General features: G+C 50.3%; 19 protein-coding genes. 13 read left to right on the forward strand and 6 right to left on the reverse strand.

The genetic code is table 11. The annotated features are described in order from the left end of the window. Nucleotides 1-112 precede the first annotated feature (112 nt). The gene (locus AC4GL5_RS13220; protein ID WP_490383265.1) at nucleotides 113-955 is read right to left on the reverse strand and encodes an alpha/beta fold hydrolase; all 843 of its coding nucleotides are present in this window, start codon (nucleotides 953-955) and stop codon (nucleotides 113-115) included. Nucleotides 956-1,263: 308 nt separating this feature from the next. Between AC4GL5_RS13220 and AC4GL5_RS13225 the strand changes: the two genes are divergently transcribed. The 4 genes from AC4GL5_RS13225 (at nucleotide 1,264) to AC4GL5_RS13240 (ending at nucleotide 5,192) form a co-directional block, all read left to right on the forward strand. Beyond that, entirely contained in the window at nucleotides 1,264-2,040 is a 777-nt protein-coding gene (locus AC4GL5_RS13225) for an alpha/beta fold hydrolase (RefSeq protein WP_490383266.1), read from the forward strand. Between the two features lie 175 nt (nucleotides 2,041-2,215). Next, nucleotides 2,216-3,463: an MFS transporter gene (locus AC4GL5_RS13230; RefSeq protein WP_490383267.1), complete on the forward strand. Its 1,248-nt coding sequence runs from the start codon at nucleotides 2,216-2,218 to the stop codon at nucleotides 3,461-3,463. Between the two features lie 74 nt (nucleotides 3,464-3,537). After that, nucleotides 3,538-4,170: a bifunctional 4-hydroxy-2-oxoglutarate aldolase/2-dehydro-3-deoxy-phosphogluconate aldolase gene (locus tag AC4GL5_RS13235; RefSeq protein WP_490383268.1), complete on the forward strand. Its 633-nt coding sequence runs from the start codon at nucleotides 3,538-3,540 to the stop codon at nucleotides 4,168-4,170. A 77-nt stretch (nucleotides 4,171-4,247) separates the two neighbouring features. Beyond that, nucleotides 4,248-5,192, forward strand: coding sequence for an eIF2B alpha/beta/delta subunit family protein (locus AC4GL5_RS13240; RefSeq protein ID WP_490383269.1), 945 nt, complete (start codon nucleotides 4,248-4,250; stop codon nucleotides 5,190-5,192). A 54-nt stretch (nucleotides 5,193-5,246) separates the two neighbouring features. Here the strand turns inward: AC4GL5_RS13240 and AC4GL5_RS13245 are convergent, their stop codons facing one another. Further along, the gene (locus tag AC4GL5_RS13245) at nucleotides 5,247-5,996 is read right to left on the reverse strand and encodes a LysM peptidoglycan-binding domain-containing protein (protein ID WP_490383270.1); all 750 of its coding nucleotides are present in this window, start codon (nucleotides 5,994-5,996) and stop codon (nucleotides 5,247-5,249) included. 203 nt (nucleotides 5,997-6,199) lie between these two features. Here AC4GL5_RS13245 and AC4GL5_RS13250 point away from each other — a divergent pair, with 203 nt between their 5' ends. The 4 genes from AC4GL5_RS13250 (at nucleotide 6,200) to AC4GL5_RS13265 (ending at nucleotide 8,241) form a co-directional block, all read left to right on the forward strand. After that, complete coding sequence (locus AC4GL5_RS13250; RefSeq protein ID WP_490383271.1) at nucleotides 6,200-6,898, forward strand: alpha/beta hydrolase; 699 nt, start codon at nucleotides 6,200-6,202, stop codon at nucleotides 6,896-6,898. Nucleotides 6,899-7,047: 149 nt separating this feature from the next. Then, on the forward strand, nucleotides 7,048-7,155 hold the full coding sequence (gene ccoM / locus AC4GL5_RS13255; RefSeq protein ID WP_490383272.1) for a cytochrome c oxidase subunit CcoM: 108 nt from the start codon (nucleotides 7,048-7,050) through the stop codon (nucleotides 7,153-7,155). Between the two features lie 116 nt (nucleotides 7,156-7,271). Next, on the forward strand, nucleotides 7,272-7,613 hold the full coding sequence (locus AC4GL5_RS13260) for a hypothetical protein (protein ID WP_490383273.1): 342 nt from the start codon (nucleotides 7,272-7,274) through the stop codon (nucleotides 7,611-7,613). A 124-nt stretch (nucleotides 7,614-7,737) separates the two neighbouring features. Then, complete coding sequence (locus tag AC4GL5_RS13265) at nucleotides 7,738-8,241, forward strand: DUF4442 domain-containing protein (RefSeq protein WP_490383274.1); 504 nt, start codon at nucleotides 7,738-7,740, stop codon at nucleotides 8,239-8,241. Between the two features lie 33 nt (nucleotides 8,242-8,274). Here AC4GL5_RS13265 and AC4GL5_RS13270 read toward each other — a convergent pair whose 3' ends face one another. Beyond that, nucleotides 8,275-9,363, reverse strand: coding sequence for an ABC transporter ATP-binding protein (locus AC4GL5_RS13270; protein ID WP_490383275.1), 1,089 nt, complete (start codon nucleotides 9,361-9,363; stop codon nucleotides 8,275-8,277). A 105-nt stretch (nucleotides 9,364-9,468) separates the two neighbouring features. After that, nucleotides 9,469-10,389 carry an ornithine carbamoyltransferase gene (argF, locus tag AC4GL5_RS13275; RefSeq protein WP_490383276.1) on the reverse strand — a complete coding sequence of 307 codons (921 nt, stop codon included), beginning with the start codon at nucleotides 10,387-10,389 and terminating at the stop codon, nucleotides 9,469-9,471. A 493-nt stretch (nucleotides 10,390-10,882) separates the two neighbouring features. Between argF and grxD the strand changes: the two genes are divergently transcribed. Together grxD and AC4GL5_RS13285 are read left to right on the forward strand one after the other, a co-directional pair. After that, the gene (grxD, locus tag AC4GL5_RS13280; protein ID WP_490383277.1) at nucleotides 10,883-11,203 is read left to right on the forward strand and encodes a Grx4 family monothiol glutaredoxin; all 321 of its coding nucleotides are present in this window, start codon (nucleotides 10,883-10,885) and stop codon (nucleotides 11,201-11,203) included. Between the two features lie 206 nt (nucleotides 11,204-11,409). Continuing rightward, on the forward strand, nucleotides 11,410-12,012 hold the full coding sequence (locus AC4GL5_RS13285) for a peroxiredoxin (RefSeq protein ID WP_490383278.1): 603 nt from the start codon (nucleotides 11,410-11,412) through the stop codon (nucleotides 12,010-12,012). 273 nt (nucleotides 12,013-12,285) lie between these two features. On the opposite strand, the gene AC4GL5_RS13290 is transcribed toward AC4GL5_RS13285, so the two are convergent. Next, the gene (locus AC4GL5_RS13290; protein ID WP_490383279.1) at nucleotides 12,286-13,977 is read right to left on the reverse strand and encodes a methyl-accepting chemotaxis protein; all 1,692 of its coding nucleotides are present in this window, start codon (nucleotides 13,975-13,977) and stop codon (nucleotides 12,286-12,288) included. A gap of 259 nt (nucleotides 13,978-14,236) precedes the next feature. On the opposite strand from AC4GL5_RS13290, the gene AC4GL5_RS13295 reads away from it, so the two are divergent. Genes AC4GL5_RS13295 through tcdA form a run of 3 tightly spaced genes read left to right on the forward strand, consistent with a single transcriptional unit; the run spans nucleotide 14,237 to nucleotide 17,448 of the window. Then, nucleotides 14,237-15,793, forward strand: a complete 1,557-nt coding sequence (locus tag AC4GL5_RS13295; protein WP_490383280.1) for a SulP family inorganic anion transporter — start codon at nucleotides 14,237-14,239, stop codon at nucleotides 15,791-15,793. Then, nucleotides 15,793-16,587 carry a tRNA pseudouridine(65) synthase TruC gene (gene truC / locus AC4GL5_RS13300; protein WP_490383281.1) on the forward strand — a complete coding sequence of 265 codons (795 nt, stop codon included), beginning with the start codon at nucleotides 15,793-15,795 and terminating at the stop codon, nucleotides 16,585-16,587. The genes AC4GL5_RS13295 and truC overlap by 1 nt, the downstream gene beginning before the upstream one ends. Nucleotides 16,588-16,647: 60 nt before the next feature. Further along, nucleotides 16,648-17,448, forward strand: a complete 801-nt coding sequence (tcdA, locus tag AC4GL5_RS13305) for a tRNA cyclic N6-threonylcarbamoyladenosine(37) synthase TcdA (protein ID WP_490383282.1) — start codon at nucleotides 16,648-16,650, stop codon at nucleotides 17,446-17,448. A 102-nt stretch (nucleotides 17,449-17,550) separates the two neighbouring features. Here tcdA and AC4GL5_RS13310 read toward each other — a convergent pair whose 3' ends face one another. After that, nucleotides 17,551-18,645, reverse strand: coding sequence for a response regulator transcription factor (locus AC4GL5_RS13310; RefSeq protein WP_490383283.1), 1,095 nt, complete (start codon nucleotides 18,643-18,645; stop codon nucleotides 17,551-17,553). Nucleotides 18,646-18,723 lie beyond the last annotated feature (78 nt).

Consider the following 18,723-nt stretch of genomic DNA (forward strand, 5'->3'; position numbering starts at 1 on the left):
CCATAAAAAGAACCCCCAATGTTGGGTGTCCAACTATTGGGGGTCACTTCACAGGTTTAACTGACGGGGCTTTTTCATGACTGGATTATGCGTGAGTGGGGTAAAACCAAAGTCAGGCGCAGGCGGATTGCTCGGTAAACTGTTGTTGTTCTTCGTGCAGCAGTTCTGCCAGTGCCGCTGCAACGGCAGCAGCACCATCCTGCCAGTTATGATCCAGCATGACACCATGACCGGAGTCGACCCAATGGGTTTTGCAGCCGTACGTTGCGGCTGTGAGTGTCACGGTTAGCTGGGGCACCAGTTGATCCTGTTTAGCGCCGACGACAGCAATTGGTGTTTTGGCAACTTCGAATGGGTTGGGCAGATCATTCCAGCTCATATCCCAGATCAGTCGCTGAGATTCCGGCACCATATACTGCAGCCATTTATTCAGTTTTTTCTGATCCACCGGGCCAGAGAACATATAGCGTTGTAACTGATCGGTTGTGGCCTGATCCGGCATCATGTAGGTTTGGGTCATTTCAAGGGCGATAAAGGGGTTACACCAGAAGCTCTGAACTGACAGGGGCATCATACCCTGAGGTGGGATGCTGCATAGCAGAACAGCGCCACGGCCAATGTGATGCGTCAGAAAACGTTGTACCACCATGCCGCCCATGGAGTGGCCGACCAGCAGGGGAGGCTGCTTATGATTCTGTTCGACGGTGCGGATCGCGTCTTCCAGGTCTTGTGAGTAATCTTTCAGGCTGTATTGTCCGCTGGGGTCAGGAGATGAGGAGCGCCCGTGCCCCCGCAGGCTTACGGCATAGGCGTGATAGCCATGGTTGGCAAACCAGTCCAGAAAGTGTTCTTCCCAGATCCAGGCCCCGCTAAAAATACCGTGAACAAACAATACCGGAACAGCATCGTCCTGCTTAGCAAGCCGGTAGACCAGCTCCAATCGGGCAATACTCATGCAACGCACTCCTGTGACTTTTGAAATACCATCTTCAGTTTCATACGCATCATGCCCGATTTCAGGGCATGTACGCTGTCTTACGTTAATGATCACCTGATTAATCAGCAAGCGTTTTTATCAGGGATAATAAGCAAAGCGTGTTTTAAGGTTAGTCTAGTTATGCTGCATTGCGATAATAAGACAGCAGGTTTTTCTGGTATTGAGTGCTGTTATCGGTTGTCGCTGCTGGAAGAAGCCGGATGCCCATTGCATAATATCCCGCTGGATTTTTGTTTTTTATCGATAATGGCGACTCCGAGGTGATTATGTCCGGTAATGCAGAACTGTTTTATACCGAACAGGGGGAGGGTTTCCCGCTGATGATTATTCATGGCCTGTTTGGTTCTGCAGATAACTGGCGCACTCTCAGCAAAAAATTTTCCGAGACCTATCGCGTTATCGCTTTGGACTTGCGTAATCACGGTCGTTCACCTCATTTGGATGGGATGAGCTACGAGGCGATGGCGGCTGATGTGCTGGCGCTTATGGATAAGCTGGGACTTGATAAAGCCCATATTTTGGGGCATTCCATGGGCGGTAAAGTGGCTATGCAGCTGGCGATGAACTGCCCTGGCCGGGTTGAAAAGTTGATCGTGGCGGATATCGCACCGGTGGAATATGGTCACGGCCATGATGAGGTTCTGGCTGCGCTTTATGCCGTGCAGAATGCGGGAGGCGCAGCAAGCCGTAAAGAGGCCGACACAATAATGGCGACGCATCTGGATACACTGGGCGTGCGTCAGTTTCTGAGTACCAACCTTGAGAAAAAAGACAGCGGTAAGCTGGGCTGGCGTATGGGGCTGGATCAGATTAATGCTGACTATGATTCTGTGGTTGAAGCGCCTACTGGTCAGATTTTTGATAAACCTGCGCTCTTTATTCGTGGTGAGCTTTCTCATTACGTGGAGGATTGCTACCTGCCTGAGATTGATCGGCTTTTCCCCCATAACCAGCTGGTTACTATGGCAGGTTGCGGCCACTGGCTGCATGCTGAAAAGCCGCAGGATTTTCTGGCTCACGTGCAGGGTTTTCTTCAGCAGTGACCTTTAAGTTTTGAGGCAGTCTTTCCGGTTGACCAATTATTCTTTCTGCAGGCTCTCGGGCCGGTCGCTGAACCACGTTATACTTGAGTAATTCAGAGGGGCTTTAGGCCCCTTTTTTCGTTTGACTCTTATTTTTTCTGCTTCGGTGATATTTCCTTCCTGCATAGGAGCTCTAATGCCGTCTAATCTGCAATCTCAACATTCCGGGCCTTCGATACCTTCCGGTAATGTTCCCGGTGAATGGCGGGTGGTGATCCTGGTCACCCTGATTCAGTTTATTAATATCGTTGATTTTATGATGGTGATGCCGTTAGGCCCGGATTTTGCCCGTGACCTGAATATTCCGATGTCGGATCTGGGGCTGATCGGTGGTAGTTATACCTTTGCGGCGGCGGCATCGGGGTTTTTCCTCAGCCGTCACCTGGATCGTTTTGATCGTCGGAGGATTGCGATTATTGCGATGGCAGGCCTTTCGGTTAGTACTTTCGCAGCGACCCTGGCGGTTGATCAGATGACCCTGCTGATGGCCCGAATCTGTGCGGGGGCCTTCGGCGGCCCGGCATCGGCAATAGGAATGGCGATGATTATCGATGTTGTGCCACCCAAGCGACGGGGGCGGGCAATGGCGATTGCCATGGGGTCTTTCTCAGTAGCCGCTATTGCGGGGATTCCGTTCGGGCTGGAGCTGGCGAACTGGCATGGCTGGCAGACGCCCTTTTATGCCATTGCTTTGTGTGGTCTGACCGTCTTGCTGGCTATATTGCTTCTGCTGCCGAAGATGGATAGCCATAAAGGGAAGCATGAGGGCAAGCCGGCAGTGGGTGTGTTCTCTCTGCTCAATAAATCCCTGACCCGCTGGGCGTTGATGCTGGTTGTGGTCTCCATGTTTGGTAACTTTCTGCTGATCCCCAACCTGTCTGCCTATATTCAGTTCAACCTGGGGTTCCCAAGGGAGCGCATTGGCGAGCTGTATATGATTGGCGGCGTAGCGTCGCTGATTGGGATGCAGGTGACGGGTTATCTGACCGATCGTTTTGGCAGTCTGGGAACAGGAACAGTGGTATGCCTGGGTCTTGCTCTGGTGCTCTGGCAGGGCTTTATGCACCAACCTGACATGCTTTGGGTACCCTATATTTTTGCCGGATTTATGGTTTTTTCCTCAGCGCGCCGTGTGACACAGAACGCTCTGACGAGTATGACTCCGGAGGGCCATGAACGGGCTGCGTATACTTCGGCTCAGTTCGCCTTTCAGCATGTTTCAACGGGCATTGCGGCAGTTGGGAGCTCCTGGGTGCTGACAGCCGATGAGACCGGTGCTCTGGAGGGGATGGTGTTGCTCAGTTCGATTACGATGATTTTTGTGTTGGCTCAGCCGATTATGATGTGGTGGCTGAAGCGGAAACTGGATCGCAGACCTGTCTGATAACGGGTATATTAAGACCCCGTTGTGGCATGGTTTTGTGCCTGAGAGCGATTACAGAATACTGAGGAGTTGGTATGTTTTTGTCTCAATTGAGTCACCAGAAAGTTCTTCCGGTGCTGGTGCTTGAGTCAGTAGAGCAGGCGGATTGGATTGGTGGTTGTTTCGTTGAGGCCGGTCTTCAGCATCTGGAAGTCACATTGCGCACTCCAAAAGCCCTGACGGTGATTGAGCATCTGAATCGAAATTTCCCCGAGCTTTCTGTGGGAGCAGGAACCGTTCTGAATGCTCATCAGATAAGATCTGCAGTAAATGCAGGATCTCGTTTTATTGTGTCTCCTGGAGCAACCGATGCTTTGCTGGAGGCGGCTCAGGATTGCCCTGTGCCCTTTGTCCCCGGTGTGATGACCCCTTCTGAAGCGATGCGCGCCCGGGATTATGGCTTTGGCTTGCTGAAGTTCTTTCCCGCTGAGGCGGCTGGCGGCGTCACTCTGTTAAAGGCGATGGGTGCCCCTTTGCAGGATATCCATTTTTGCCCGACAGGGGGGATTACCCTAAGCAATATGGCGGATTATCTGGCGTTACAAAACGTTCCTGTTGTAGGGGGGACCTGGCTGGTTACACCTCAGGCCCTTGCCGATAATGACCGTCAGGCGGTTGTCAGTCGGTTGAGTCTGCTTCAGCGAGCATTGACCGGGCTGTCTGATTAGCCCTCACTAACAAGCGTGTTTATCCCTAACCTTTTAATAACAATATCAGGATCTGAACCAATAGGATTATCCCCTGCATGTATATCAATAATGATCAGTTCAAAGAGCGTCGAATTCGTGCGGTAAAAGAAGATGTGCGCAAGGGGGGCAGTGAGCTTTCCCGCAGTGCTCTGGAAGATCTGAAAGAGTACGCCAACACCTGTGATGCTGAGAGTCCGGCTGACCTCAAAAGTGAGCTGCTGGATCTTGCTATGCAGATGCAGTTGGCTCGGCCCAGTATGGCCGTGCTTTGGAATATGATGCAGCGCTGGATTGATCAGCTGACTGCCATGCCTGAAGATGCGATGGATAATGCCCGTGAGTATGCGATGACACAGGCTGAGGCCTTACAGCAGATGTCGGTTCAGGCTGGGCGTGGCATTGTTCAGGCGCTGAGTCCTCAGATTCCTCCGGGCAGTGTCATATTGACCCACAGCTATAGCACGACTGTTCTCGCGGTGCTGGAAACGATGCAGACTGCAGACTGTAAAGTGATCATGACCGAAGCCCGCCCAGGCATTGAAGGTCGTCGGTTGGCGCGAGCGCTGTCTGAGATGAAGATAGAGACGACTTATATCGCTGAGGCTCAGCTGGGTTGCTTTATTGATTATGCTGATGTGGTTCTTCTGGGGGCCGATAGTGTGCTGGAGGATGGCTCCGTTGTGAACAAGGCCGGGACTTATCTGGTCGCGTTGGCTGCCAGGGATCATGGTGTACCTGTATTTGTTGCGGCAGAGAGTTTTAAACACAGTCATCGTCGGGCTGATGAAATTGAATTGGAAGAGATGGCCGAAGACGAGTTGCAGCTACCACCGATCGATTTTGTCCGGCCTCGTAATATCTATTTTGATGTGACCCCCGCTCGCCTGATCAGTTGCTGGGTGGATGAAACGGGTGCCCGAACGGATTTTGCTAATGAATCCAAGGCGATGCCCGCAGGGTTTCTGCAGGATGCGATCGATAAACGTAAAAACCGCGGCTAGAGCTGCGGTTTTTAGGTTGGTTTTGCTGAGGCTTTAGAATTTGCCATTGGTTTCTTACTCAATAATTGGCAGATAGTTTTCAGGTGGCAGAGGCGCTCCGCGATCCCGGAACTGAAAGTGTAAAGCTGCCCGGTTAACCAGTGTATTAAAACCTACCGTGGCAATGGGCTGGCGTTTTCGGACAGTATCCCCCGTTTTTACTACCAGAGCTTCGCAGCTGGCATAGACGGTTTGCTGATCTCCGGAGTGTTGAATTATCACTACTTTACCCAAGCTACGCATCTCACCGGCAAAACTGACAGTACCCTCTTTAGAGGCGAATACGGTTTGCCCTGGTCGTGCCTGCAGATTGACGCCTTTCTGTAACCCCCAGTTTTCTTCACCAAAACCGTTAATCAGTTTTGGATTGGCGATTGGCCAGATATAACCTGTCGCTGCCCGGCGTGGGGCAACACCCACAATCAGTTTTTGGCCTGGATAAAGACGATCATGATCGATGCCGGGGTTACTTTGTTTCAGACTGGCCAGGGGGACGGCAAAATGGTCGGCAATGCTGCTCAGGGTATCACCCCTTTGAACAGTATATTGAATGCTGGGGGTCTGGATGTCAGTGCCATCAACCGGAATCTGAAGTTCTGTACCGGCTTTCAGTCGGTGAGGAACGACCTTTGGGTTGTAGCGGGACAGAGTTTCAAGATCGACTTCATAGCGTCTGGCGATGCTGTAAAAAGTCTCGCCAGGTTTCACCAGATGCACCTTGCTGGTGGCAGAGCCATAGGGCGAGCTGCTGCAGGCAGAGAGCAAAAGGCTCCCGATAAGAGCGGTTATAATAAGAAACAGCTTCGGCATGGCGTAGAATCTGGTTGAGATGGATAGATGCAGACGAGCGGCAGCATAAAGAAATTACCGGCTGTTTTCAAAGATATCTTAAAAATAGTGAGATAAAAGGGCAAAATCCAGACTTATTCGCGGCAAATTCACTCCAGATCAACGGATACAGAGAACTGATGATGACGTTTACCCAAGGCATGAAAAAGATAGAGACTTCACCCCAGCCGGATACCTGTGTGATCTGGTTACACGGTTTAGGTGCGGGAGCTGATGATTTTATTCCTGCGGTGCCTTACCTGAAGTTACCAGAGGCCGCGAAGGTGCGTTTTCTGTTCCCTCAGGCTCCGGATCGTCCGGTGACAATCAATGGTGGCTGGGAGATGCCGGCCTGGTACGACATCCTGAAAATGCTGCCGGAACGGGAGATTGTCCCTGAACATCTTCAGGATGCGGCCAGAAGTTTGCACGAACTGACTCAGCAGCAGATTGCCGACGGTATTCCTGCGGAGCGGATCTTCTGGATCGGTTTCTCTCAGGGTGGTGCTGTCGTGCTTGAGGCGTCGTTAAATGGTGGTCGATATACTGATAAGAGTGGCAAGGCGATTAAGCCAGCAGCCATATTGGCACTTTCTACGTATCAGGCACTGCCGGTAGAAGATGCGCATCCTCAGCTCAATGAGATGGTTTTCTGGCACGGTCACGGCTCTCAGGATGATGTGGTGCCGTTTGCCATGGGTCGTAAAGCTGTGGTGCTCACCGAAGAACTTGCCGCAAGTGCACAGTGGCATCCGTATCCGATGGCACATGAAGTTTGTGTGGCAGAATTGGAAGCAATCGGTACTTTCCTTCAAGATCGTTTGGCGCAGCAAGGTTGATTTATTGACCCTTGTCACATGCGGGCAGCAGCTATATACAAAGTGACTAATTAGTTTGATCTGGGGCAGGGTTTACTCCCTTACCTCCCTGCTAATCTGAACCCAGTTGATTTGTTAAATGATGCAACAATCCCTCTGAGGTGATGATTATGTATATGGATGATGCTGTATTCGCTAGCCTTCTGGTCATTGGTGGTGCTTTGGTATTCTTCGGTGGCTTAATTTACTTCATTAAGAACGATAAGCCGAAGCAGTAATTTGTTACAGTTGCTTTCTTTCGGAAGCGACAATTAAAGGCTATATTGAACCCATGTCTGTATCGGTGGTCATAACTGATGCGATATGGGTTTAATTTTTTCTCCTGGAGGTCAACATGATTGAATCGTCCGTTTCACAGGTAACCCTGATCAACCGACAGGCTGCGGGTACTAACAACCAGGCTCAGCAACGTCTGGATGCTGCCAGCGAAAGTCGTCAGGAGGAATCCGGTACGACTCAACCGACGTCCAGTGCTGGCGTATCTGCTGATGCAGTGAAAGGGAGTATCCCGATCAGTTCTGCTCCTTCGGATCAGGTTGGTCAAACCGCTCAAACGACTGAGCAGCAGAGCACCTACAGCAGTATTCAGGATCAGGCTAATGACTTGCTGCGTAAGCAAGCTGAGGTTCGTACCAATCAGGAATCGCTGGGTAACCTGCTGGATATTAAAAGCTGATCAATTGTTTTACTTATTATGAAAAGGAAGGCCTTGCCTTCCTTTTTTTGTCTCTGTTTTAATATCAAACGTTTGTTTGAATACAAATGTATTACTTTGAGTGATTCGCAGAGGGTATTGAGTTGTGAAAGCTACATTTCTTAAATGGGGGATCTCCCTCTGGCCACCTCTGCTGGGTGCCGGGGTAAAGGTGGAGAAGCTGGCAAGAGATTTCTCTTATGCCCGTATCCGAATGAAATTGCGCTGGTATAACCGGAATTATGTGGGGGTTCACTACGGTGGCTCGCTCTATTCGATGACAGATCCCTTTTATATGTTGATGCTCTCGGAGCGACTGGGGCGAGACTATGTGGTGTGGGACAAAGCTGCTCATATCGACTATATCAAACCCGGTCGTTCAACCGTTCGGGCGGAATTTTATGTTTCTGAGGAACTGTTGAAGGATATTCTTGAGAAAACGGCATCGGGTGAGAAATACCTGCCGGAGTTTGAGGTAAAAATTCTGGATGAGTCCGGAGAGTTAGTCGCCCGTGTTATGCGTACGCTTTATATTCGCCGCAAGCGAGAGGCTGTCAATACAAACGACAGCAAACCGGAGTTCATAACGGAAAAAGCCATCTCAGACTGAGATGGCTTTTTTACTGAACGCTACTGGTGTGAATCAGCTGGCGGCTGCCAGTGTCTGGGGTTCGGCTACCGCTGCTCCAGGGCGCTGGAACAGAATTAGGTGATCGGCTTTTACTTCCAGATGCACGGTATCGCCAATATTAAATTCGGCGTGACTGTTAAACATCGATTCCACAACCATTCCGGAAGGCAGCTTCAGGCGATACAGGGTAGCAGAACCGGTAAAGGTAAATTGCTCTACGGTAGCCTGAATCGGGCCCTGAGGGTTATGAATAATATCATCCGGACGCAGGAGTACATCCACCGGTGTCCCGTCTTCCCATGGGTAAGCCCGGTTGCCCTGAATCAGGCCGATCTCGGTGGCGACATTACAGTGGTTTTGCAGTGTGCCGGGGATAAAGTAGCCCTGACCGACAAAGTTGGCTACAAAGCGATTCTGTGGCTCATGGTACAGGTTATAAGGCGTATCCCACTGCTGAAGGCGCCCCTGATTCAGCACCCCCACATAGTCCGCCATCGCAAAGGCTTCCGTTTGGTCATGGGTGACCAGAATGCCGCTGATGTTGAGGCTTTTCAGAATACGGCGTACTTCAAGGCCCAGGTGCTTGCGCAGCTCGAAATCCAGATTGGAGAAGGGTTCGTCCAGCAGGATCATCTGTGGGCGGGGAGCCAGTGCCCGTGCCAGAGCGACACGCTGTTGCTGGCCGCCGGACAGTTCGTGCGGGTAGCGGTGGCCCAGATCGCTCATATTCACCAGATCCAGCATCTCGGCAACGCGCTGCTTGCGTTCGGAATCGCTGAATTTGCGCAGACCAAAGGCAACGTTTTCTGCCAGTGTCAGATGGGGGAAAAGCGCATAATCCTGAAAGACCATGCCGATACGGCGTTCTTCCGGTTGAATCATAAAGCCCGGCGCGGAGATGGTTTCATCATTCAGGGTAATAGAGCCGGAGTACACCGGATCAAAACCTGCGATGGTACGTAAAAGTGTAGTCTTGCCGCAGCCGCTGGGGCCCAGCAGGCAGCAGATATCGCCCTGATTCAGAGCAAAGCTGATCTCTTGGGTGATAACCAGTTGATCGTAGCGGCATTCAATATTGTCGACCTGAAGCAAAGTGCTCATTCAGGATTCCTTACTGGGTGGCAGAGGGCAGATACGCCTGAGCTTTAAATGAAAAAAGCCCGGAAATGACTCCCGGGCTTTTGTGGGTCTGCCGTGCAAAAGCAATTAAGAGTTATTCTCAATTTTGCCCAGAATCAGGAACTCAAGCAAGGCTTTCTGTGCATGGAGACGGTTGCCCGCTTCCTGCCAGATCACAGCACGTTCATCGTCCATCAGCTCAGCGCTGACTTCTTCGCCCCGGTGAGCAGGCAGGCAGTGCATGAAAAGCGCTTCTTTGTCTGCCAGATCCATCATCTCTGTGGTGACCTGATAGCCGGCAAAGGCTTTCTCGCGCTCTTTCTGTTCCTCTTCTTGGCCCATGGAAGCCCAGACGTCGGTCACAACCAGGTGAGAACCGGCAACGGCTTCTTCCGGTTTACGGAAGATTTGGATGCGCTCTTTGTTTGCTTCCAACAGTTCCGGCAGAGGCTCGTAGCCTTCCGGGCAAACAATATTCAGCTGAAAATCAAACTGACGAGCAGCGTTGATATAGGAGTTGCACATGTTGTTGCCATCGCCAACCCAGGTCACGGTCTTGCCCTTGATGCTGCCACGCAGTTCAACAAAGGTTTGTACATCAGCTAACAGTTGGCAGGGATGATAGTCATCAGTCAGTGCATTGATCACAGGAACGCTGGAATATTCAGCAAAACGTTCAACCAGTGCGTGATCAAAGGTACGGATCATGACGGCATCAACCATTTCGGACAGAACACGGGAGCTGTCTTCAACGGGTTCACCGCGACCCAATTGAGTGTCCCGAGGAGAAAGAAAAATAGCACTGCCACCGAACTGGGTCATGCCCGCTTCGAAAGAGACTCGGGTTCGGGTGGATGATTTTTCAAAAATCATACCCAGAACTTTGTTTTTCAGGGGCTCGTAGATCTCACCGGCCTTCAGGCCTTTCTTAATGGTGATCGCCCGCTCGATAACATAGTTGAGTTCTTCCGGAGACAGATCCAGCAGGGTTAAAAAGTGTCTTGCCATTTTCTCGAATTCCAATAAAAGAGTTCATGGACACCGGAATGAGGTGGCGTCCTTAATAGGTCAGTTTTAGCTCGTTTTCTTTCAGGGCGGTGCTGATCTTTGTTCAGACGGTGATGATAAAGGCCTGAACCTAGGACAGCTGCCCATAACTGAAGTCTTTTTTCTCGGCCTTCTTAATTACGCATAGGGTAATCGCAGGCTCTGCTAGCTCAGCTGTTCTCACAAAAAGAGAACGAGGATAAAAACCGCAGCCCCAAAACAGAAAACGGCAGCGAATTGCTGCCGGGAAGATGACCAAATGAGTAAAACTAAAGGCAAATATTGTCGCTGTCAATAAAGTCGCATTTTAAAAAAACGATTGGCTTTTGAAAAAACTGAGTCAGGGACTTGAATCCCTGCTAATGAGGCTGCATTTTTTAATTAAGCGCGGTAAAATTGACTTAATTAGTCGGTTAATACCCGTAAATGCTTTTCCCTGTTTTAAGGAACGCACATGAGCACTACTCTAGATACCATCAAAGAACAGATCGAAAATAACCCTATCCTGCTGTACATGAAGGGTAATCCTCAGATGCCACAGTGCGGCTTCTCTTCTCAGGCGGTTCAGGCGCTGATGGCGTGTGAAGTAAAATTCGCATTTGTTAATATTCTGGATAACCCGGATATCCGTGCTGAGCTGCCTAAGTATGCAAACTGGCCAACCTTCCCTCAGCTGTGGGTGAACGGTGAGCTGGTTGGTGGCTGCGATATCATTATCGAGATGTATCAGTCCGGTGAGTTGAAAACTCTGGTTTCTGAAGCAGCGGCTTCCTGATCTGTCATTGATGACAGTCAGGTTTAATAAGCCCCCTGTTTTATGAAAACCCGCTTTATGAGAACCAAAGTGAGAGCCAGACTTGAATGTCTGGCTTTTGCCTATACCTTATTCAGGTAATGGTTTTTCTAATTCTGACACTTTTAGGTGTCAGAATTTTTTTGTGATTAAGATCTGTTAAAACAACCCAAAATTGGAGAATTAAAATGGGCGTATTGGTTGGAAAAAAAGCTCCTGACTTTACTGCAGCGGCAGTACTGGGTAATGGCGAAATCGTTGAAAACTACAACCTGACTGAAGCGCTGAAAGGCAAATACGGTCTGGTATTTTTCTATCCTCTGGACTTCACTTTTGTTTGCCCGTCTGAGCTGATCGCTCTGGATCACCGCATGGATGAGTTCAAGGCTCGCGGTGTTGAGGTTGTTGCTGTATCTATCGACTCTCAGTTCACGCACAATGCATGGCGTAACACTGCGATCAACGATGGCGGTATCGGTCCTGTTAAATACACCATGGTTGCTGATGTTAAACACGAAATCTGCCAGGCGTATGACGTTGAAGCAGATGGCGGTGTTGCATTCCGTGGCGCATTCCTGATCGACCAGCAAGGCAATGTACGTTCACAGATCGTTAACGATCTGCCACTGGGTCGTAACATGGATGAGCTGATTCGTCTGGTTGACGCGCTGCAGTTCACTGAAGAGCACGGTGAAGTTTGCCCTGCAGGCTGGAACAAAGGCGACAAAGGTATGACTGCATCTCCTGAAGGTGTGGCTTCTTACCTGTCTGGTGAAGCAGACAAGCTGTAATTTTCCTTTTGGAAATGCTTGCTGATAAGCGTTAGTGATAACCCTTAAGCGAAATCCCACCCAATCATTATTGGGAGGGATTTTATGCTTAATGAGCCTTCTGACGTTATATTCATCTGGTGATAGTCAAATTGACTGATCTCATTGTAAAAAACTCAAGCATAGATACTAAATAAAAGCTTTTTATCTTTCCGGGCGCATTTCTTTTTGCTCAAGTTTTTGGATTTCTGAGCCTTCGATAAGCAAGACCGTCAGGTTTGTTTATTCTCTTCTTTAGTACTTGAAACGACTGACAAGTGCACTCAGTTCATGGGATAGTGCAGTCAGGTGGTTGCTGTTTTCGGCAGTCTGCTCGGAGGTATGGGCTGATTCATCGGACATCTGGTTGATCGCCATAATGTTTTGCTCAATCTCCATTGCCACGGCGCTTTGTTCTTCGCTGGCGCTGGCGATCTGATCGTTCATGGATGTAATCTGGCCAACTGAACTTGAGATCGCATTGAGAGCATCGTTGGCAGCTTCTGCCTGCTCTACTGTTTGCTCGGCCTGAGTGCAGCTCTCTTTCATCAGACTGACAGCGTTGTTGGTGTCCGCTTGCAGTGCTGAGATCACTTGCTGAATCTCTTCGGTGGCTTCCTGAGTTCGGCCTGCAAGATTGCGTACCTCATCGGCGACAACGGCAAAGCCGCGACCCTGTTCTCCGGCCCGTGCTGCTTCAATAGCTGCATTCAGTGCCAGCAGATTCGTTTGCTCGGCAATTCCCTGAATGACATTAACCATGCCGGTAATGTTCTCCGACTGCTCCTCAAGTTTGTGAATCGCATCCATGGCGTTGTTGATATTGCCAGAAAGGCCATCAATATCACGGCGGGTGGCGTCGACAACTTTATGCCCGTTAATCGATACCTGATTCGCTGTTTGTGCTGCCTGAGCTGCCTCGGCGGCATTTTTAGCAACATCGGCAACGGTGGCAGCCATCTCATTAATGGCGGTGGCTGCCTGATTGGTCTCCTGAGCCTGACGTTCCAGGCGATGACTGTTATCAAGCGCGATCTGATTCATCGCTTCTGAGGTGTCGTTCAGGCTCTCGCTGGTATCGGCCATCTGCTGAACCATCTCGCGGATATGTCCGGTAAAGCGGTTAAAGGCCCGTGACAGATGGGTGATTTCGTCGTTACCGGATTCGTCCAGTTGTGCTGTGAGGTCGCCATCGCCATGAGCAATTTCGTCCATAGCGTCGTTCAGATGATCCATACGATGCTGAATGACATTGCGATAGATCAGCCACAGAGCCATCAGCATCACCATCAGTAATGAAACCACGAGCCCTGTAATCTTCAAACTGGTGGCGCGGCCAGCAGCCAGCTGGTCTGTGATATCCGTCGTTACCTCAAGAACGCCCCTGACATCACCCATTTTCCAGTCGTTCTTCGGTGTTTGTGGGTGCGAGTTGTGGCAGGCGACACAGGCTTCAGCAGACATTTTGTCTGAGATGGCCACGCGTACCAGCGTTCGGCCATTTTCTTCCGATTGCTTCACGATGGTGCTTTCGGGGTTTTGCACCAGCTGTCGCCAGGCGCTTTGTTCAAACTCATCAAGACGTCGGTTTGCGCGGTTTGGAAAAGGGTACTCGCTGTATAGTTTGAGGATCAGACCTTTGTCTTTCATCAGATCACTCAGGTCATGAATCATGGTAGCGGGTAGTGGAATCTTGTTGGCATGTTGCTTATGGTCGCTGTCCGGTTTGAGCGCTCTGGATGCCAGAACCTTACCCACCACATTCTGAGTGTAGTATTTACGCAGGGTTTTGAACTGGTCGACGGTAGATTGGGAGTTTTCGATAACCCCCTCAACGACGGTCTCACTCATCTGTTTAGGGATAAAAAACACCAGAATCAGCATGATAATGGCGATCAGGGCAACAATAGGTACAGCCATCTTGCCAAACAGGCCCAGATTTCTCATTGGTCAATCCTTATAACAGTATGCATTCCATTTGCTTGTGGCGAGAGCCGGACTGCGAATGCGTCAAAATCATGAAAACTGTCTGCATTATGGGGGAGTTTGTCAGATCATAAAGTAACACTTTGTATAGGGATTTTTGTCTGATGGTTTCAGGATTGCTGCGGGTGTTCGTTTTGCACTGCCTGACGGCTTGCTGTAAAATCTCGGCCCTTTTCTGCCTACCGGCATACCCATCACTGCAATTCAGTCTGAGGTACTCATGGACTCCACCCGTTATTTGACGCCTGCTCAAATGAAAAATGATGTTTTATCCGGCTTAACGGTCGCCCTGGCACTTGTGCCGGAAGCTGTTGCTTTTGCCTTCGTCGCCGGTGTTGAACCTCTGGTGGGTCTGTATGCAGCCTTTATGGTGGGGCTGGTGACGGCCTGCATTGGTGGTCGTCCGGGGATGATCTCCGGTGCAACGGGTGCCCTGGCGGTGGTGATGGTGTCTCTGGTGGCTCAGCACGGTGTTGAATACCTGTTTGCTGCGGTAGTGCTGATGGGCTTCTTCCAGATCGCAGCCGGGGTCTTCAGGCTAGGTAAGTTTATCCGTATGGTGCCGCATCCGGTGATGCTGGGCTTTGTAAACGGTCTGGCTATTGTGATTTTTCTGGCTCAGCTGGGGCAGTTCAAAGTTAAAGATGAAGCCGGCAATATGACCTGGATGACCGGGGAGCCCATGATGATTATGGCTGGCCTGATTTTGCTGACCATGGCGATCATCCACTTCCTGCCTAAGCTGACCAAAGCGATCCCTTCCTCTTTGGCTGCCATTGTGACGGTAACGCTGATTGTGATCTTTATGGATCTGGATGCGCGCTCGGTTCAGAATGTTCTGGCCGATATGACCAATGATCCTCTGGCTTCAATTGCTGGGGGTTTTCCTGAGTTTCATATCCCTGTGGTTCCTATGTCACTGGAAACACTTTGGATTATCCTGCCTTACTCTCTGATTCTGGCCGCTGTTGGTCTGATTGAATCTCTGTTAACTCTTAGTCTGATTGATGAAATGACCGAAACCCGTGGTCGTGGTAACAAAGAGTGTGTGGGTCAGGGTTCAGCCAACATTCTGACTGGTCTCTTTGGGGGGATGGGTGGTTGCGCCATGATCGGCCAGAGTATGATCAACATTAACTCCGGTGGTCGTGGTCGTTTGTCCGGTATTACGGCTGCGGTATTCCTGCTGCTGTTTATTCTGTTTGCGTCGTCACTGATTGAGATGATTCCGATTGCTGCGCTTGTGGGTGTGATGTTTATGGTGGTGATCGGTACCTTTGAATGGGCCAGTCTGCGTATGATGGGTAAAATTCCTAAGTCGGACGCCTTTATCATTGTGCTGGTTTCCGGTGTAACTGTTGTGACGGATCTGGCGATTGCCGTGATTGTGGGGGTGATCGTTTCCGCGCTGATCTTTGCCTGGCAGAACGCCAAGCATATTCAGGTTCGCATTATTGAAGAAGATGACAATCACCGCGTTTATGAACTGACCGGTCCGTTGTTCTTTGCATCGATCAACAACTTCCGTGAGCAGTTTGATCCTAAAAATGACCCGCAGGATGTGGTTCTGGATTTCCGTAATTCCCGTGTAAGCGATCACTCTGCACTGGAGGCGATTGATGCTCTGGCAGAGAAATATATCGCTGCAGGCAAGACCCTGCACCTGCGTCATCTGAGCGGCGAGTGCCGTGACCTTCTGCAGAAAGCGGGTGATCTGGTGGAAGTGAATGTGATTGAAGATCCTAAGTACCATGTTGCAACGGACAAGCTGGCGTAATGACAGCTGAGGTTACTTTCCAGCCGGAGCAGGTCTCCGGCGCAGAAGACAGGCAGGATGAGATCCTGCCTGTTTTGTATCAGGACGAACATCTGGTGGTGGTCAACAAGCCCTCCGGTTTGCTGGTGCACCGCAGCCCCATTGATCGTCATGAAACCCGCTTTGCCCTGCAGATGGTGCGAAATCAGATTGGTCAAAAGGTGTTTCCGGTTCATCGCCTTGATAAGCCCACCTCAGGGGCTCTGGTATTTGCCTTAAGCTCAGAGGTCGCCCGCAGGCTGGGTGAGCAGATGATGGCCCATGAGGTTGATAAAACCTATGTGGCTGTGGTGCGGGGTTATGCACCGGAAGCCGGAGAGATTGATCATGCGCTGGTGGAAGAGCCGGATAAACGCATTAAGGGCTCAAAAGAGAAAAGTGAGCCTCAGGCTGCGTTCAGCCGGTATCGGTGTCTGGCAACGGCCGAACTGAATGTCTGTATCGAGCGCTATCCGCAAAGCCGGTTTTCTCTGGTTGAGGTAAAACCGGAAACCGGACGCCGGCATCAGATTCGCCGTCATCTGAAGCATATCAACCACCCGATAATCGGGGATGCCAAGCATGGTCGCGGGCGGTATAACCGCTACTTCAAGGAAAATCTTGCGAGTGATCGGTTACTGCTGGCGGCCACCGAGATCGCTTTTCAGCATCCGGTGACAGGGCAGCCATTAACGATTAAGGCTCCCCTTGAGGAATCCATGCAGCAGATTATGTCCCGTTTGGGCTGGGACACTTGGGTGCAACAGCTATCTTAATGACGGTTTTTATTTTTAAGACCGGATTGATTAGATTCAGAAGAATACAGAGTCATGCAGATGAATGATGATTACGGTTTTCGTTTTGGCGGGATCTCCCGTTTGTATGGTGCGGTTGCGGCTGAGGCCTTTTTCAGGGCTCATGTAGCGGTGGTGGGTATCGGCGGTGTGGGGTCCTGGGGGGCGGAAGCGCTGGCCCGCAGTGGTATCGGTAAAATCACGCTGATCGATCTGGATGATATCTGCACCTCCAACATTAACCGTCAGATTCATGCGATGGATGGTCAGGTCGGGCGGCCGAAAGTGGACGCCATGGCTGAGCGTATCCGAGCAATCAATCCGACCTGTGACGTGCATGCGGTTTCTGCTTTTGTGACCGAAAAGAATGTGGCTGAACTGATGCTGAAAGAGTTTGATTATGTGCTGGACGCTATCGACTCGGTGAAGCATAAGTGCGCCATGATCGCTTATTGCCGACGTAACAAGATCCCGCTGATTACCATTGGCGGGGCCGGTGGGCAGACTGATCCGCTGCAGATTAAGATTGCCGATCTGAGCAAAACAGAGCAGGACCCGCTTCTGGCTAAGACCCGAAATCAGCTGCGTCGTCAGTATGGCTTTCCCACGAATCTGAAACGACGTTTTTCTGTAGAGGCGGTCTACTCAACGGAACAGCTGATGTACCCGTCCGATGATGGCGAGGTGTGTCATCAGAAACCGGATAATGGCGAGTCGACAAGACTGGATTGTCGTAGCGGTTTTGGTGCGGTAACGGTTGTGACCGGAACCTTTGCATTTGTCGCGGTGTCACGCATTCTGAAAAAACTGGCGGCTAAAGCTCAATGGCCTGAGTCCAGTTGAATATCGAACTCAGGCCATGGCAGCCGGATAAATAAAGTGTCCAACTTTATGGGGTCACTTCACTAGCGGGCTTTTTGCGGATAAGACCAAACTGACAAAGAATCAGTCGATTACATTAATAATCTGCTGCGCCAGTTCTTTTAATGATGCGCTGGCTTCACTCAGGCCATCCTGCGCGGTATCCATCTCATTCAGGCTCTTTTCGATCACTTTGGAGAAGTAGTCTTCCTGTTCCAGGGTTAGATCCAGCTCATGGAAGCTGCTCCGAATTTCCAGAACAATGTTGTTGATCTGCATAGCCATCTTGCCTTCGTGGCCGCTGATCTCGCTTCCCAGCTGATCGATAATGGTCTGTACTTGGGCAAGAATCCCTTTCAGAGCTTTTTCCCGTTCGAGGTCCAGATATTTTGCCTCGAGTCCTTCGATAATAACGGCAGTGACATCCCGCAAACGCCCATAATTAACTTCATCATCAACCGGCATATTCTTGATCAGGAAAGAGACGTGGTTATCGTTCAGAATGGTGCGGTTGTCAAAGTCGTACAGGCGTCCGACGCCTCTTAGTAGCTCAAAAATATTCAGTTCAATTGGGCTGCATTCACCATTAACCTGATCAAAAGAGTGAATCTCTTTGCCGTGGAACTGCAGGCTGGTAATCAGATTCAGGTTCCCCATCATTTCAAAGAAGTGTTTGGCGACCTCTTCAAGAGAGTTGGCTTGCATACTGTTTTTGAAGAACTGCAGTACATAACCGTATTGAGAGGCTTCTGCCATGGACTGAAAAGCCATTGTCCTGGAGAAAGCTTCCTGATCTTTCAGGTTGCGCTTACCCAGCTGGTACTGACCTACCGCCTGAACCTTGGCGAACAGCTCTTTCATCTCAAAGGGTTTGGGTACGAAATCATCACCGCCAGCGTCATAAGCTTTTAGCCGCTCTTCTAACGAGTTATGGCCCGATACGAAGATGACGGAAAATTCCTGATCGGATTCTTTCAGCTCCCGACAAAGTTCGATACCGCTTTTACCGGGCATATTAATATCCAGCAGAACGATATCCGGCTTGTGTTCTCTGAACAGGGCTTCGGCATCATCTGTTGTTGTCGCTGTGAAGAGATTGTATTCGCCTTCCAGCATGTCACTGACCATTTCGCAGTGCATCTCGTCATCGTCAACGATCAGAAGTGTTAGCTCATTCATGCTTGTGTTCCTCAGTCGTCAGCCGGTGGGGGCAGCTTATTGTTATGTTGATCTTTTGTATCAGATCGAATTAAAAAT

The organism is Oceanospirillum sp. (assembly GCF_982874595.1).